Raw genomic sequence first — 15,267 nt, forward strand, 5'->3', positions numbered from 1 at the left:
CGTCCCTTCCGCGATCGCGGAGAACAGCAGGTCATGTACTACCGTGGGACCAGTCGGCGGGGTCCGGCGAGGGGCGGAGCACTGGTCGCTGGTCCGTGCCGTGAGGGAGATTCAGCAGGGAGACGATGTCTGCCACGAGATTGCTCGTCCTGGGAGTCGTGCGCATGCACGGCCGGGCGCACGGCTATCTGGTCCGTTCCGAGCTGGTGTCCTGGGGTGCTGACGAATGGGCGAACATCAAGTTCGGTTCGATCTATCACGCCCTCCGGCAGCTGGCCAAGGACGGGCTGCTGAAGTCGACCGAAATCCCGGACTGGCCGGGCCGGGTCGACTACGAAATGGCGCCGCCGGGCGACGAGGAGTTCTTCCGGCTGCTGCGTGACGCGCTGCGCCAGGGGAACAACCGGGCGGACACGCTGGGCGCGGCGCTCGTTCTGCTGCCCGCGCTCAGCCGCGAGGAGGCCATCGGTCTGCTGCGCGAGCGCATCGCGTCACTCTCGGCCGAACAGTCGGAGCTGATCGCCAAGGTTGACGAGGCGGCCGGCGAGCGGCCGCAGCGGGCCCATATCCGTGAGCTCCTCGGCCTCTGGGAGCACGGTGCCGCCAGTCAGTCCGCCTGGGCCGAGGCGCTGATCGAGCGTCTGAAGGCGGGCGCCTACCTCATGGCGGGGGAGCGGAACGGCGCCTGACGGGGAGTCCTTCCGGCCCTTGATCGGGATCGGTGGAGTGCTGGCCGACCCAGGGCAAGGAGATGACCGCCCGTCTCCTCGCGCTCTGCGGGCGTGACTGGGACCTGGTCCGGCGGGTCGTGGACCGCAAGGGACACGACTTCCGCTACGCGGTGGACGACTCCAAGATCCGCCGCGAACTGGGCTACGCGCCGCGCTGGTCGCTGAAGGACGGACTGCGCGAGACAGTCGAGTGGTACGCCGCCCACCGCGACCACTGGGACGTCCGGGAGGAGGGCGCCGACAAGGGGCACCCGAGGGGTGCCGACAGGGGGCACACCAGGGGTACTAAAACTTGAATAACCGGGCCGCCCTCCTCTAAGCTCGCCGGGTACCCAAATTTGAGCACCCGAAAGAAGGGGCGGGCATGGGCGGCGCCGATTTAGCGATCCAGACCGAAGCTCTGAAGAAGAAGTACGGCGACAAGGAGGCCCTCGCGGGACTCGACCTGGAGGTACCCCGAGGCGTCGTCTACGGCCTTCTCGGCCCGAACGGCGCCGGAAAGACCACCGCGGTCCGCATCCTCTCCACCCTGCTGAAGTACGACGAGGGCACCGCCCGGGTCGCCGGCTACGACGTCGCCACCCAGTCGGCCGAGGTCCGCTACAGCATCGGACTCCTCGGCCAGCACGCCGCGGTGGACGAGGACCTGAGCGGCCGTCAGAACCTCGTGATGTTCGGGCGCTTGTACCACATCGGCAAGCGCACAGCGCAGAGCCGAGCAGACGAACTGCTGGAGCGCTTCGGCCTGACCGAGGCCGCCGGAAAGCCGGCCAAGCAGTACTCCGGCGGTATGCGACGGCGGCTCGACCTCGCCGCCAGCCTCATCCTGGCCCCGTCCGTGCTGTTCCTCGACGAGCCCACCACCGGGCTCGACCCGCGGGGCCGCAACGACGTCTGGGAGTCCGTCCGCGGCCTGGTCTCCGAGGGCCGCACGGTCATGCTGACCACCCAGTACCTCGAAGAGGCCGACCAGCTGGCCGATGAGATCGCCCTGATCGACAACGGGCGGGTCGTCGAGTCCGGCACTCCGGACCAGCTCAAGAACAAGATCGGTGGAGACCGGATCGACGTTGTGCTCCGCCGGGCCCACGACCTCGAACGGGCCGGGCGCATGATCGGCGCGCTGCTGCGGGCCGAGCCCGAGACGGACGCCGACGACCGGCGCGTCAGCGTCGTCGTCGCCAACCGGGTCGCCGCCCTCACCGCGGTCACCCGGGAGCTCGACGACGCCGGCATCGAGGCCGAGGACATCGCCCTGCGCAGGCCCACACTCGACGAGGTGTTCCTGAACCTGACCGGCAACGGGTCGGCCACGTCCGCCGAGCAGAGCCTCAAGGAGGTCGCCCAGTCATGACCACCGCGATCATCGCGCCCGAACTGCCCAGGAACCCGCTGGCCAGACTGGGCTGGGTCCTCGCGGACTCCTGGACGCTCACGCTCCGCGGACTGTCCCACTGGGCCCGCAACCCCACCCAGATCCTCGCAGGCCTCGCCTTCCCGATCCTCATGGTGCTGCTCTTCGGCGGCATCTTCGGCAGCGGGATGCAGGTCGAGGGCGGCGGGGACTACATGGACTTCCTGATGCCCGGCATGTTCGTCATGTCGATGGCCTTCGGCATCGGCGAGACCATGGCCGGCGTCACCGCCGACGCCTCCAAGGGCGTCACCGACCGGTTCCGCTCCATGCCCATGTCGGCCGCCTCGGTCGTCATCGGGCAGAGCATCGTCAACATGCTCTACAGCACCGTCGTCCTGATGATCCTCGTGGGCTGCGGGGCCATCGCCGGGTGGAGCTGGAGCGACGGGTTCATGCAGGCGCTCGGCGCCTTCGCGCTCCTGCTCCTGCTGCGCTTCGCCCTGCTCTGGGTCGGCATCTACCTCGGCCTGATCATCAAGACCCCGGAGGCGGCCTCCGCCGTCTACACCCTGCTCTTCCCGCTGGGCATCGTCGCCAACACCTTCGCCTCCCCGGAGATGATGCCGGGCTGGCTGGCGACCATCGCCGAGTGGAACCCCCTGTCGTCCACCGCCCACGCCACCCGGGAACTGTTCGGCAACCCCGGGGTCGGCGGCACCTCCTGGATCGCCGAGCACGCCATGCTCATGTCCTTCGTCTGGCCGCTCGCGATCTTCGCGGTCTTCTTCCCGCTGGCCGTCCGCAAGTACCGCTCCCTGAGCCGGTGACCCCACCCTGAACCGGGGATGTGAGCCGGCCAGTCCACCGGGCCGGCTCACATCCCTCCCCGGCTTGTCCACCGCCCTCCCCCGACGGGACGTCGCCCTGGCCGGCTCAGATCTCGTTCCCGCTCACCGAGAAGACCGCCGTCAACGGAGCGGACCGCAACCCCCTCTACGCCGCCCTGCCCCCCTTGGCCGACACGGAGGGCCACACCGGCGACGTGCGCTGGAACTTCGAGAAGTTCCTCGTCTCGCCCACCGGCGAACCCGTGGCCCGGTTCGGCCCCACGGTCGACCCGCAGGACCCCGAACTGCTGCGCGCCGTCCGCGCGCAGACGCAAGTGCAGTGAGTCCCATGCGGAAAGGATGAGTTGTGAACCAGACGCCGGTTACCGCAACCGACGAGGGCATCCAGGTCGTAGGTGCCCGAGAGAACAACCTGAAGGACGTCTCCCTCGTCATCCCCAAGAACCGGATCTCGGTCTTCGTCGGCGTCTCCGGCTCCGGAAAGTCCTCCCTGGTCTTCGACACCGTCGCCGTGGAGGCCCAGCGGCAGCTCAACGCCACCTTCCCCTGGAACATCCGGCACGACCTGCCCAAGTTCGAACGGCCGCACGTGGACGCGGTCACCCGGCTGACCACCCCGGTCGTGGTCGACCAGCGCCCCCTCGGCGGCAACGCCCGCTCCACCGTCGGCACCGTCACCGACGTCTACACCGTGATGCGCGTGCTCTTCGCCAACCACGGCAACGACGGACTCGGCCAGACCTGGCTCTACTCCTTCAACGACCCCAAGGGCATGTGCCCCGAGTGCGAGGGCCTCGGCCGCGCCCGGCGCCCCAGCCCCGAGCTGATGACCGACCCCGGCAAGTCGATCGCCGAGGGCGCCATCCTCCTGCCCGGCTGCACCGTCGGCAGCGCCAACTGGCAGTTCTACGCCAACTACGAGCACCTGGACGCCGACAAGAAGCTCGCGGACTACACCGACGAGGAGACGCACACCCTGCTGCACGGCAGCAGCGGCACGGTCGAGGTGACCTACCCCAACGGCAACGTGCTGGCACTGCGCTACGAGGGCCTGGTGGACGGCTTCGTCCGACGCCACCTCAAGCGGGACACCGGCGGCATGAGCAAGGCGGCCCGTGACAAGGCGGCCGAGTTCTTCACCGACGGCGTCTGCCCCACCTGCGAGGGTGCCCGGCTCAACCAGAAGGCGCTCGCCACCCGCATCGACGGCCACAACATCTCCGACTGGTCCCAGATGCAGGTCAGCGACCTCATCGGCGTGGTCGCCACGCTCCGGGAGCGGCTCGACACCCCGCTCGTCACCACCATCATCGAGAAGCTGGAGCAGATCCAGGCCATCGGCCTCGGCTACCTCACCCTCGACCGGTCCACCACCTCGCTCTCCGGCGGCGAGGGCCAGCGGCTCAAGCTCGTCAACCACCTCGGCAGCGAACTGACCGGCCTGACCTACATCTTCGACGAGCCCAGCGTCGGCCTGCACCCGCGCGACGTCAGCCGGCTCAACGACCTGTTGCGGGCACTGCGCGACAAGGGCAACACGGTCCTCGTCGTGGAGCACGACCCCGACGTCATGGCGGTCGCCGACCACGTCGTCGAGATCGGGCCGCGGGCCGGCGTGCACGGCGGCACGATCGTCTTCGAAGGCGCCTACGACGCACTCCGCACCAGCGACACGCTGACCGGACAGGGACTGCGGCGCGCCGAGGAAGCGGGGGAGTTCTTCCTCTCGGGCCCGCTGCGCGCGAAGACCAAGGCCCTGATCGAGACCGGCATCGGCTACCTCGGTCTCGGCCAGTCGCTGGCCACACTGTCCGGCGGTGAACGCCAGCGACTCAAGCTCGCCGACCGGCTCTCCGGCTCGGGCACGGTCTACATCCTCGACGAGCCGACCACCGGCCTGCACCTGTCCGACATCGACAACCTCGTCGGACTGCTGAACGGGATCGTCGACCGGGGCAACACCGTCATCGTCATCGAGCACGACCTGGCCGTGATCTCCCAGGCCGACTGGGTCATCGACCTCGGGCCGGAGGGCGGCAACACCGGCGGCGAGATCGTCTTCACGGGCACGCCCGCCGAACTGGCGAAGGCGGCCCACTCGCACACCGGCCGGCACCTGAGCCTGTACCTGGAGAACTAGTAGTGCTTCGTTACGTTGAGTGATCTCGGTTGATTGTGGGCAGCTTCCCGGGGTGAGGTTGGGGGAGGTGGAACGGCTCCGGGGTGAGTTGGCGGAGTTCGTTGCCGATGTGTTCGGGTCGTTGCCGCGGCGGGATCAGCGGCGGTGGGGCGAGTGTTATCTGCGGGGCCTGATGCTCGATGGCCGGCGCAAGTCGGTCCAGCCGATGGCCGAGCGTCTGCCGGACGGGAACATGCAGGCCCTGCAGCAGTTCGTGAACCAGTCGCCGTGGGATCCGCTGCCGGTCAGGCAGCGGATCGCCGAGCGGCTGTCCGAGGTGATCACACCTGAGGTGTGGGTGATCGACGACGTGTCGTTCCCCAAGTGCGGCAAGGCGTCGGCCGGAGTGGCCCGCCAGTACTGCGGAGCACTCGGCAAACGGGCGAACTGCCAGGTCGCGGTCAGTGTCCATGCCGCCACCGACACCGCCTCGTGCCCGTTGCAGTGGCAGTTGTATCTGCCGCGTGAGTGGACGGATGAGCCGGACCGATGCCGCAGAGCAGGAGTCCCCGACGACGTGGTGCACCAGGAGAAGTGGCGTCTCGCGCTCGGCCTGCTGGACACGCTCGCCGACTGGCGGTTGAAGGCGCCGGTCGTGGTCGCCGACGCCGGATACGGCGTCAGCACCCCCTTCCGGCTCGGCCTTGAGGAGCGAGGGCTGTCCTATGTCCTGGCCCTGAACGGGAAGGAAGTCGCTCACCCGGAGAATACCGAGCCGCACCAGCCTGCTTACGGTGGGCTCGGGCCGCCCACCCTTGCCCGCTATCGCACCCCACCACGAGCCGTCTGCGTCCTCGCAGCGGAGGCGGGTGCGGAGCGGTTCACCGAGGTGACCTGGCGGCAGGGCAGCAAAGGCGCGATGACCTCACGGTTCGCGGTGCTGAGCGTGCGGCCCGCGGGCAAGCAGTCCCTCGCCGCAGCCCAGGCGGCGGGCGGCGGCCGCAACCAGTGGGACGGTGTCCTGCCCGTCCAGACACTCCTCGTTGAATGGCCGGAGGGCCAGGACACTCCGACGGACTACTGGATATCGAATCTGCCCGCCACCACACCGGCCGCTGACCTGGTGCGGTGGGCGAAGATGCGCTGGCGGATCGAGCACGATTACCGCGAGCTCAAGCATGGCCTGGGACTGGACCACTTCGAGGGCCGCACCTGGCGCGGCTGGCACCACCACGTCACCCTCGTCACCGCCGCCCAGGCCTTCCTCACCCTCAGGCGGCTCGACCCAAAAGTCCGCACACCGGCCTGACCCTCTACCAGGTCCTCGACATTCTTCAGGACCTGCTCAGGTGCTGGACCGGTACCTGCACCACCTGCGGACGCCCCCTGCCCAACCCCCGAAGAAGCCACAGACAGCCCAGAACCTAACGAAGCACTACTAGGGCCTGTCGTTCGGATCACGCCGCAGACGCGGGGTCCGGCACGCGCATCTGCCGCGTTGTCGTCGGTTGCCGATGCTCCGCATCGCCGCCCTCCTCCGCCTTGCAGCTGCACGCACCAGACCCCGCTCACCGGCGATTTCCAGGAACCGTCAGTTTCCTGCGACCTGATCCAAACGACAGGCCCTAGGCGGCCCTCACGGGCTCCCGCGGCCGTCCAGGGCCCGGCCCTTTGCGGACAGAACCTGACCGCAAGGGTCCGTAGTTTCGTCCTTGTCAGGCAATCGGCGTCAGGCAGCAGGCGTCAGACAGCAGGCCAACCGACGAGAGGCGGCCGTCCATGGTGAAGCACGTGGGACCCGAGGCACCCGGCGACGAGCGCGGAGCGCTCCTGTCCTTCATCGCCGAGCAGCGCGGCGGCATCCGGCGGGCCCTGCTCGGCCTGACGGAGGAGCAGGCCTCGTCCCGCCCCAGCGCCAGTGAGCTGTCCCTGGCCGGTCTGCTCAAGCACGTCGCCGAGGCCGAGCAGGGCTGGATCGCCCGGGCCAAGGGCGAGCCGCCGGCCGTGCACCGCGACGAGTCGAACTGGCACGAGTGTTTCGTGCTGGTCGGCGACGAGGACGTGGAGTCGCAGCTCGCGTACTACGAGAACGTGGCGGCCGAGACGGAGGCGTTCATCCGCGCGGTGCCCAGCCTCGACGACACCTTCGAGCTGCCGAGGACGTCCTGGAACCCGAAGGACGAGTGGCTGTCGATGCGCTGGCTGTGCCTCCACCTGATCCGCGAGACGGCCCGGCACGCAGGCCATGCCGACATCATCCGCGAGTCGCTGGACGGCAGGACGGCCTTCGAGCTGGTGGCCGAGGCAGAGCGGGAGACGGCCGGGTCCTAACCTGGAGCCCATGTCAGCGATCCGCCTGCTCGTGCTCGGCGCGGTCCGCCAGCACGGGCGGGCCCACGGCTACCAGGTACGGGGCGACCTGGAGTACTGGGGCGCTCACGAGTGGTCCAACGCCAAGCCCGGCTCGATCTACCACGCCCTGAAGCAGTTGGCGAAGCAGGGGCTGCTGGTGGCGCACGAGATCGCCCCGTCCACGGCCGGGGGCCCGCCGCGCACGGAGTACGAGATCACCGAGCAGGGCACCGAGGAGTACTTCAAGCTGCTCCGGCAGTCGCTCACCGCCTACGACCAGAAGCCGGACGTGCTCACCACCGCGCTCGGCTTCATGGTCGACCTCGGCCGCGAGGAGGCCCTGGGCCTCCTGGAGCAGCGGGTGCGGTCCATCGAGGAGTGGCGCGCGACCGTCGTCGAGGACTACCTGCCCGAGGACGGCCCGCAGCAGCTCGGCCACATCGGCGAGATCATGAACTTCTGGGTCCACTCGGCCGACACGGGCGCGCAGTGGACCCGCGACCTCATCGAACGCATCCGCGCCGGCGCCTACACCTTCGCGGGCGAGGGCGCCCCCTTCGTCGGCGTACTCCCGGACGACGACACCCGCTAGTGGTGGAACCCGGTGGCCGCCTGCTTGTCGCGGGTCAGGGGCCCCGGCTGCCGGCGCAGTTCCGGGAGCAGCCGTTCCAGGTCCTGGGTGAGCAGCTCGGCGAGGTCCGCGGAGAAGCCGTTGCGGCACACCACGCGCAGCACGGACAGGTCCTCCCGGTGCGGCGGGAAGGTGTACGCGGGCACCAGCCAGCCACTCTCGCGCAGCCGCCGGGAGACGTCGAAGACGTCGTACGCCGTCACGTCCGGCGTGGTCGTGAAGGCGAACACCGGCAGCTCGTCGCCCCGGGTCAGCAGCCGGAAGTCGCCGAGGGCCTCGATCCGTGCGGCCATGCCCGTGGCCACGTCCCGCGCGGCCTGCTGCACGGCCCGGTAGCCGTCCCGGCCCAGCCGCAGGAACGTGTAGTACTGCGCCACGACCTGTGCGCCGGGCCGGGAGAAGTTCAGCGCGAAGGTCGGCATGTCGCCGCCCAGGTAGTTCACCCGGAACACCAACTCCTCCGGTAGTGCCTCGGCGTCCCGCCACAGCGCCCAGCCGACACCCGGGTAGACCAGCCCGTACTTGTGCCCCGAGGTGTTGATCGACGCCACCCTCGGCAGCCGGAAGTCCCACACCAGGTCCTCGTCGAGGAACGGCGCGACCATGGCACCGGACGCCCCGTCGACGTGCACGGGGATGTCGAGCCCGGTCCGCTCCTGCACCGCGTCCAGCGCCGCGCACAGCTCGGCGACCGGCTCGTAGGACCCGTCGAAGGTCGAGCCCAGGATCCCCACGACCCCGATGGTGTTCTCGTCGCACAGTTCGGCGGCGGCCTGCGGGTCCAGATGGAACCGCTCGCCCTCCATGGGCACGAGACGGGCCTCCACCTCCCAGAAGTTACAGAACTTCTCCCAGCAGACCTGCACGTTCACGCCCATCACCAGGTTGGGCCGCGCCGCCGGGTACCGGTCGGCGTTGCGCTTGGCCCAGCGCCGCTTCAGCGCCATCCCGGCGAGCATGCACGCCTCGCTCGACCCGGTCGTCGAACACCCCACGGCCGCCGCCGGATCGGGCGCGTGCCACAGGTCGGCGAGCATCGCCACACACCGCCGCTCCAGCTCGGCCGTGCGCGGGTACTCGTCCTTGTCGATCATGTTCTTGTCCCGGCACTCCGCCATCAGCAGCCCGGCCTCCGGCTCCATCCAGGTGGTGACGAAGGTGGCGAGGTTCAGCCGCGCGTTGCCGTCGAGCATCAGCTCGTCGCGCACCAGTTGATGGGCGGTCGCCGGTGCCACGGGCTGGTCCGGGAGCCGGTGCGTGGGCGGGGCCTCGGCCATGTCGCCGAGCGGGTTGGCGGGGCCGTAGAAGGGGTTGACGGACAGGCGGTGTTCGCCGGACTGACGGGGGCCTTCGTTGAGCGGCAAGGGAGCCTCCAGGGTGGGTGGGGGAGCGGGGTCAGCGGATCGACGTCCCGTCCTGGCGCAGCTGCATCTGGGGCCGTCCCGTCACGAGCAGCCAGGCCGGCAGCGAGGCGACGCAGAGCAGGGAGATGATCCCCGGCGAGGCGACCAGCACCGCGGCGACGAACAGGCTGATCCAGCCCTGCCGCGTGATGGCCAGCAGCACCCCGAGCACACCGGCGGACACACCCACCGAGGGATGCACCCCGGACACCAGGGCGTGTGCGCACAGCCCGAGGGCGGTGCCGACGAACACGGCGGGGAAGATCCGTCCGCCGCGGAACCCGCAGGACGCGGCGACGACCAGCGCGGCGAGCTTCACCATGGTCATGACGGCGAACTCCCCGGCCGACCGGCCGTCCGGGTCGTGCGCCAGCGTGGCGATCTCGTCGAGTCCCTTGAACAGCGTCAGATGGCCGCCCAGCGCGGCGAGGCCGCCCAGCACGACCCCGCCCGCCGGGAGCATCAGCATCGGGTGCCGCATCCGGCGGAAGGCCGCGTGGACGTACGGGAAGGCGCGCACGGCGCACATGCCGAGCAGCGCGCCCACCGAGGCGACCACGACCGACGCCAGCAGGTCGGACCAGCCCGGCCGGCCGAAGGACGGCAGGTTCAGGTCGAAGCTGGGATGGTCGACGAGGGAGACGGTCAGGGAGCCGGCGGCCGCGGCGGTCAGCGGCGCGAAGAGGTTGTCCCACAGCATGCCGCGCGTCTCCTGCCGGGCCAGCACCTCGGAGATGACGAGGGCCGCCGCCACAGGTGTGCCGAACAGCGCGCCGAGCGTCGCCGCCTCCGCCAGCGCGGGCCAGATCCGGCCCGGCACCCGGGGCAGGGCCCGGCCGCCCAGCCAGACCGCCAGGCCGACGTTCGCGGCGATGATCGGGTTCTCCGGGCCGAGGCTCGGCCCGCCGGCCAGCATCAGCGCGGTCGCCAGCAGCAGCCCCGGCAGCACGACGGGCGGCAGGACCGGGGCGTCCAGGCCGAGGGTGGCGGGATCGGGGCCCGCGTGCCCCGGCACCTTCCACACCACAAGACCGACCGCGACACCGGTCGCGAACAGCATCACGAACATCCACGCAACGGAGTACCGGCCGATCCCCAGCGCGTCCGGCACGGTCTGCCACAGCACGTCCTCGAGCTGCTCGGCGGCGACCTCCACCCCCACCAGGAGCAGGCTGGAGATCACCCCCACGGCCAGTGCGGGCAGGATCGACGGCAGCAGCGTACGGGCGGGGGTCGCGGGGGTGACGGAAGGCGCCTGCCGCTCGGAGTCCTGGACCACGGGCACACGATAAACGGATCAAACGGAACAAACCGGAAACACGCTTGCACCTCACGTGGCGTGAGGCCCGACCGTGAAGCACGAAGCACGAAGCACGAAGCACGAAGCACGGAAGGAAGAAGGGAGCGGAAGTGAGCTACTCGGTGGGACGGGTCGCGGGCCTCGCCGGCGTCACGGTGCGCACGCTGCACCACTACGACGACATCGGCCTGCTCGTCCCGAGCGAACGCAGCCACGCGGGCCACCGGCGGTACAGCGACGCCGACCTCGACCGGCTGCAGCAGATCCTGTTCTACCGCGAGCTCGGCTTCCCCCTGGACGAGGTCGCCGCCCTGCTCGACGACCCGGCAGCGGACCCGCGCGCCCACCTGCGCCGGCAGCACGAACTGCTGACCGCCCGGATCGAGAAGCTGAGCAAGATGGCCGCGGCCGTGGAGCACGCCATGGAGGCACGCACGATGGGCATCAACCTGACCCCCGAGGAACGCTTCGAGGTCTTCGGCGACAAGGACCCCGAACAGTACGCCGAGGAGGCCGAGCGGCGCTGGGGCGGCACCGACTCCTACGCCGAGTCGCAGCGCCGGGCCGCGAGCTACACCAAGGAGGACTGGAAACGCATGCAGGCCGAGGTGGCCGACTGGGGCGAGCGCTACAACGCCCTGATGGACGCCGGTGAGCCCGCGACCGGAGAGACGGCCATGGACATGGCCGAGGAACACCGGCAGCACATCTGCGGCTGGTTCTACGAGTGCTCGTACGACGTGCACCGCTGCCTCGGCGAGATGTACGTCGCCGACGAGCGCTTCAAGGCGTTCTACGACTCCATGCGCCCGGGCCTCGCCGAGCACCTGAGGGACGCGATCGCGGCGAACGCGGACCGCCACCACGCCGGGTAAGAAGCACGCAAAAAAGGAGAGCGCTTAATTTGCGCGAGTCCTCTTGCCGCTTCAGGTAATGCGACGACCGCCCGCCCATCGCTCAATCTACTCATAACTTTAGGCCGGAAGGGGCGTGTTAGCTTCGAACAAAGCGGGGGAGCGCTTGTGGCGAGTCATGTGAAAAACGCGAGCCCTGAAGCGAGGGGCCCGAACGGCGCGGAGTCGGTGGCGGGCGTCGCCAGAGCGCACACCGGGCTGCTGCTCACAGGTGTGCTGCTCGGTCTGCTGGGGGTGGGCGCCTCGCTCGCCCAGCCCTGGGCCATCGGCAACCTGATCGAGGCCGCGGCCGGGCGAGACTCGATGACCGGCCCCGTCGCCCAGCTCGTCGGCCTCTTCTGCGCGGGCGCGCTGTTCTCCTCGCTCCAGGCCTATGTCATCGGGCGGGCCGGGGAGAATATCGTCCTCGACGTTCGGCGGATCCTGGTCGGACGGCTTCTGCGCGCCGATCTCACCGCGTTCGCGAAAGAGTCGCAGGGCGATATCTTCACCCGCACGGTCACCGATACCTCGCTGGCGAGAATTGCCCTCGCGCAGAGCCTCGCCCAGCTGATCGTCAGCGGCGCCACGGTCATCGGCGGCATCGTGCTGATGTTCCTCATCGATCTGTGGCTGATGGTCATCACCATGAGCTGCCTGGGAACCGCCAGCATCATCTCCGTCACGCTCGCCCGGAAGCTGCGCAAGGCCGCTCTGCGGAACCGGGACGACACCGGTGCCTTCGCCGGCGGCATCCAGCGCGTGCTCTCCGCGCTGCCCACGGTGAAGGCGTCCCGCGCCGAGGCCCGTGAGGCAGCCCGCATCGGCGAACTGGCCGAGAAGACGCGGCGCTCGGGCATCCGGGTCAACGCCTACAACGCGTTGCTGACGCCCTCCATGAACGTCGGCACGCAAGGCGCCCTGGCCGTCGTCGTGGGTTTCGGGATGGCCTGGGTGGCTCGCGGCGAGATGGACATGGCCAGTCTGACCACGTTCATCATGTACCTGTTCCAACTGGTGTCGCCGCTGGTCATGCTCTTCATGGGGGTGGGCCAGTTCGTCCAGGGCCGCGCCGCCATCCAGCGGGTGGACGAACTCGCCCGCCTGCCCCAGGAGGGCGACGGTACGGCCGGCGCGGCGGGCTCCGCGACCTTGGGGCACCTGGCCCCGCACTGGCCGGCGGTCGAGTTCCACGATGTGCGCTTCGCCTACCGGCGAGGGAAGCAGGCGGAGAGGACGCAGGTCCTCGACGGCGTCTCGTTCAGCGTGCCGACCCGGGGCTGACGGCGGTGGTCGGGCCTTCGGGCGCGGGCAAGACCACCATGTTCCAGCTGCTCGAACGCTTCTACCGGGTGGACGGCGGCCTCGTCCGGCTCGGCGGGCAGAACGTCGAGGCGCTGCCCCTCGACACGGTCCGCGGGCTGGTGGGCTACGTCCAGCAGGACAGTGCGGCCATGCGCGGCACCATCCGGGAGAACCTGACCTACGCCCATCCCCACGCCGGTGACGACGCCATCCGGGAGGCGGTGGCGATGGCGGGCCTCACTTCGGTGATCGCCCATCTCCCGCACGGCCTGGACACCGAACTCGGCGACCAGGGCACCGGGTTGTCCGGCGGACAGCGGCAGCGCCTGTGCATCGCCCGCACCCTGCTGCAGCAGCCCGCGGTCATGCTGCTGGACGAGGCCACCTCCAACCTGGACTCCGACTCGGAGCGGGACTTCCGCGAGGTGCTGCGCCGCGTCTCCCGGCGGTGCGCGGTCATCGCCATCGCCCACCGGATCTCCACGGTGATAGACGCCGACCAGATCGTGGTGATGGAAGCGGGCCGAGTCCGGGCCACCGGAGTGCACCAGGACCTGATGGAGCGTGACGAGCTCTACCGGCGCCTCGCCGGCTCGCAACTGCACGCCGAGCCCGGCCTCGCCGCCCCGGCGGCCCGCCCGGTACCGGTGGAACCGTGGACGCCCCCGCCCTCCATCGCGGTCGGCTGGCCGTCGTACGCCGGACTCGCCGAGCAGACGATGCAGCTTCGGCCCATCAAGAGTGAGGAGCACTGGTGAGTACCGCCGACGTCGCCATCGTGGGCACCGGACCCAACGGCCTCGCGGCCGGCGTGGTCCTGGCCCGTGCCGGTCTGCGCGTGGAGCTCCACGAGGCGGCCGAGAGCATCGGGGGAGGACTGCGCACCGCTTCGCTCTTCGACTCCGGGGTGGTGCACGACCTCTGCTCCGCCGTCCACCCCATGGCCGCCGCCTCTCCGTTCTTCCGCGCGTTCGACCTGCCGGCCCGTGGGGTCGAACTCCTGCAGCCCGAGATCGGTTACGCCCATCCGCTGGACGGGGGCCGTGCCGCCCTGGCCTACCGCTCACTGGCGAAGACGTGCGAACACCTGGGCGCCGACGGCCCCGGCTGGCGCCGGCTCATGGGCCCGCTGCTCCAGCGCAGCGAAGAGGTCGTCGACCTCGTCCTGTCCGGACCGCGCACCCTGCCGCGGACCTCGGCGGCGGCCCTGCTGCTGGCGAGCCGGGCGGCGGTCCACGGCAGCGGGCTCGGCGCGGCGCTGTTCCGCGGCGAGGAGGCGCCCGCCCTGCTCACCGGTGTCGCCGCGCACGCGGTCGGCAAGCTGCCGAGCCTGGCGTCCGCCGGGGTGGCCATGCTGCTGGGCCATCTGGCGCACGGGACGGGGTGGCCGCTGCCGCGCGGTGGCAGCGGACGCATCGCACAGGCGCTGGCCGAGGACATCACGGCACACGGCGGCGTCTTCCACACCGGACACCACGTGACGGACCTGGCCGAACTGCGCGGCGCCCGCGCGGTGCTGCTCGACACCAGCCCCAAGGGTCTGCTGGCCCTCGCGGGCGGCCGGCTGCCCCGTGCCTACGCGCGCGGTCTGGAGCGGTTCCGCTACGGCCCGGGCGCCGCCAAGGTCGACTTCCTGGTCTCCGGGCCGATCCCCTGGGCCGACCCGGCGGTGGGCCGCGCCGGAACCGTGCATCTGGGCGGCACACACGCCGAGATGGTGCGCCAGGAGACGGCGAACGCCCGCGGAGTGCGTACCGGGGAGCCGTTCGTCCTCGTGGTCGACCCTGCGGTGGCCGACCCCGGGCGGGCCCTGCCCGGCAAGCGCCCGGTGTGGGCGTACGCGCATGTGCCGAACGGTGACCCCACCGACCCCTACGACCTGGTCCGGGCGCGGATCGAGCGCTACGCCCCCGGGTTCGGGGACACCGTCGTCGCCCACCGCTCCGTCGCCGCCGCCGCGTACGAGGCCTACAACCCCAACTACGTGGGCGGGGACATCGGTTCCGGGGCGATGACGCTCTATCAGAGCATCGCGCGGCCCCTCCCGCGCCTCGACCCCTACCGGACCCCGCTGCCCGGAGTCTTCCTGTGCTCCTCGTCCACTCCTCCGGGTCCCAGTGTGCACGGAATGTCTGGATACCTGGCTGCCCTTTCCGCACTCCGGCATTGTTTCGGGATATGCGAGGTACCCGACTTGGCGCCCGATTCGGCACCACTTGCATTCCGGCATCCCAGATAAATGCGCGGCGCGCCCCTCCGGGATTGGCGCGCAAAATCCATGGAACTGGCCATATCGCTTTGGTACGGTGGTGCCAACGAAGCTCCCCA

The 15,267-nt window shown here is 70.2% G+C and carries 15 protein-coding genes; 13 read left to right on the top strand and 2 right to left on the bottom strand.

What is annotated here, in order from left to right:
• The first annotated feature begins 125 nt into the window (after positions 1 to 125).
• The 9 genes from ACQEV8_RS24600 to ACQEV8_RS24640 all read left to right on the top strand — a co-directional run bounded on the left by ACQEV8_RS24600 (position 126) and on the right by ACQEV8_RS24640 (position 7,999).
• Positions 126 to 689, top strand: a complete 564-nt coding sequence (locus ACQEV8_RS24600; protein ID WP_432963913.1) for a PadR family transcriptional regulator — start codon at positions 126 to 128, stop codon at positions 687 to 689.
• A 62-nt stretch (positions 690 to 751) separates the two neighbouring features.
• Positions 752 to 1,027, top strand: coding sequence for a hypothetical protein (locus tag ACQEV8_RS24605; protein WP_432963916.1), 276 nt, complete (start codon positions 752 to 754; stop codon positions 1,025 to 1,027).
• 68 nt (positions 1,028 to 1,095) lie between these two features.
• A complete protein-coding gene (locus ACQEV8_RS24610; RefSeq protein ID WP_432963919.1) occupies positions 1,096 to 2,085 on the top strand; it encodes an ATP-binding cassette domain-containing protein in 990 nt (329 codons plus the stop codon).
• The gene (locus ACQEV8_RS24615) at positions 2,082 to 2,915 is read left to right on the top strand and encodes an ABC transporter permease (protein ID WP_432963922.1); all 834 of its coding nucleotides are present in this window, start codon (positions 2,082 to 2,084) and stop codon (positions 2,913 to 2,915) included. Before ACQEV8_RS24610 ends, ACQEV8_RS24615 begins: the two co-directional genes overlap by 4 nt.
• 185 nt (positions 2,916 to 3,100) lie before the next feature.
• On the top strand, positions 3,101 to 3,259 hold the full coding sequence (locus ACQEV8_RS24620; RefSeq protein WP_432963925.1) for a hypothetical protein: 159 nt from the start codon (positions 3,101 to 3,103) through the stop codon (positions 3,257 to 3,259).
• 23 nt (positions 3,260 to 3,282) lie between these two features.
• Positions 3,283 to 5,076: an ATP-binding cassette domain-containing protein gene (locus ACQEV8_RS24625; RefSeq protein ID WP_432963928.1), complete on the top strand. Its 1,794-nt coding sequence runs from the start codon at positions 3,283 to 3,285 to the stop codon at positions 5,074 to 5,076.
• A 52-nt stretch (positions 5,077 to 5,128) separates the two neighbouring features.
• Positions 5,129 to 6,364, top strand: coding sequence for an IS701 family transposase (locus tag ACQEV8_RS24630; protein WP_432959887.1), 1,236 nt, complete (start codon positions 5,129 to 5,131; stop codon positions 6,362 to 6,364).
• A 470-nt stretch (positions 6,365 to 6,834) separates the two neighbouring features.
• Complete coding sequence (locus tag ACQEV8_RS24635; RefSeq protein WP_432963931.1) at positions 6,835 to 7,386, top strand: DinB family protein; 552 nt, start codon at positions 6,835 to 6,837, stop codon at positions 7,384 to 7,386.
• Positions 7,387 to 7,396: 10 nt separating this feature from the next.
• Positions 7,397 to 7,999 (top strand): PadR family transcriptional regulator, encoded by a 603-nt coding sequence (locus ACQEV8_RS24640; protein WP_432963934.1) that lies wholly within the window; start codon positions 7,397 to 7,399, stop codon positions 7,997 to 7,999.
• Here ACQEV8_RS24640 and ACQEV8_RS24645 read toward each other — a convergent pair.
• Positions 7,996 to 9,402, bottom strand: a complete 1,407-nt coding sequence (locus tag ACQEV8_RS24645) for a glutamate decarboxylase (protein WP_432963937.1) — start codon at positions 9,400 to 9,402, stop codon at positions 7,996 to 7,998. The two genes, ACQEV8_RS24640 and ACQEV8_RS24645, sit on opposite strands and share 4 nt — an antisense overlap.
• A 31-nt stretch (positions 9,403 to 9,433) precedes the next feature.
• The gene (locus ACQEV8_RS24650; protein WP_432963940.1) at positions 9,434 to 10,720 is read right to left on the bottom strand and encodes an ion channel protein; all 1,287 of its coding nucleotides are present in this window, start codon (positions 10,718 to 10,720) and stop codon (positions 9,434 to 9,436) included.
• Between the two features lie 131 nt (positions 10,721 to 10,851).
• Between ACQEV8_RS24650 and ACQEV8_RS24655 the strand changes: the two genes are divergently transcribed.
• The 4 genes from ACQEV8_RS24655 (at position 10,852) to ACQEV8_RS24670 (ending at position 15,178) form a co-directional block, all read left to right on the top strand.
• Positions 10,852 to 11,616, top strand: a complete 765-nt coding sequence (locus ACQEV8_RS24655; protein ID WP_432963943.1) for a MerR family transcriptional regulator — start codon at positions 10,852 to 10,854, stop codon at positions 11,614 to 11,616.
• A 207-nt stretch (positions 11,617 to 11,823) separates the two neighbouring features.
• A complete protein-coding gene (locus ACQEV8_RS24660; RefSeq protein ID WP_432963946.1) occupies positions 11,824 to 12,918 on the top strand; it encodes an ABC transporter ATP-binding protein in 1,095 nt (364 codons plus the stop codon).
• A 5-nt stretch (positions 12,919 to 12,923) separates the two neighbouring features.
• Positions 12,924 to 13,697, top strand: coding sequence for an ABC transporter ATP-binding protein (locus ACQEV8_RS24665; RefSeq protein ID WP_432963949.1), 774 nt, complete (start codon positions 12,924 to 12,926; stop codon positions 13,695 to 13,697).
• Entirely contained in the window at positions 13,694 to 15,178 is a 1,485-nt protein-coding gene (locus ACQEV8_RS24670; protein ID WP_432963952.1) for a phytoene desaturase family protein, read from the top strand. The genes ACQEV8_RS24665 and ACQEV8_RS24670 overlap by 4 nt, the downstream gene beginning before the upstream one ends.
• The last annotated feature ends 89 nt before the right edge of the window (positions 15,179 to 15,267 follow it).

This window comes from Streptomyces sp. CA-179760 (assembly GCF_050937045.1).
Lineage (GTDB): Bacteria > Actinomycetota > Actinomycetes > Streptomycetales > Streptomycetaceae > Streptomyces.

What these genes read in the sequence shown, in the direction of transcription:
- ACQEV8_RS24640 (WP_432963934.1), top strand. Translation starts at nt 7,397, where the DNA reads ATGTCAGCGATCCGCCTGCTCGTGCTCGGCGCGGTCCGCCAGCACGGG.
- ACQEV8_RS24605 (WP_432963916.1), top strand. Translation starts at nt 752, where the DNA reads ATGACCGCCCGTCTCCTCGCGCTCTGCGGGCGTGACTGGGACCTGGTC.
- ACQEV8_RS24615 (WP_432963922.1), top strand. Translation starts at nt 2,082, where the DNA reads ATGACCACCGCGATCATCGCGCCCGAACTGCCCAGGAACCCGCTGGCC.
- ACQEV8_RS24610 (WP_432963919.1), top strand. Translation starts at nt 1,096, where the DNA reads ATGGGCGGCGCCGATTTAGCGATCCAGACCGAAGCTCTGAAGAAGAAG.
- ACQEV8_RS24600 (WP_432963913.1), top strand. Translation starts at nt 126, where the DNA reads ATGTCTGCCACGAGATTGCTCGTCCTGGGAGTCGTGCGCATGCACGGC.
- ACQEV8_RS24635 (WP_432963931.1), top strand. Translation starts at nt 6,835, where the DNA reads ATGGTGAAGCACGTGGGACCCGAGGCACCCGGCGACGAGCGCGGAGCG.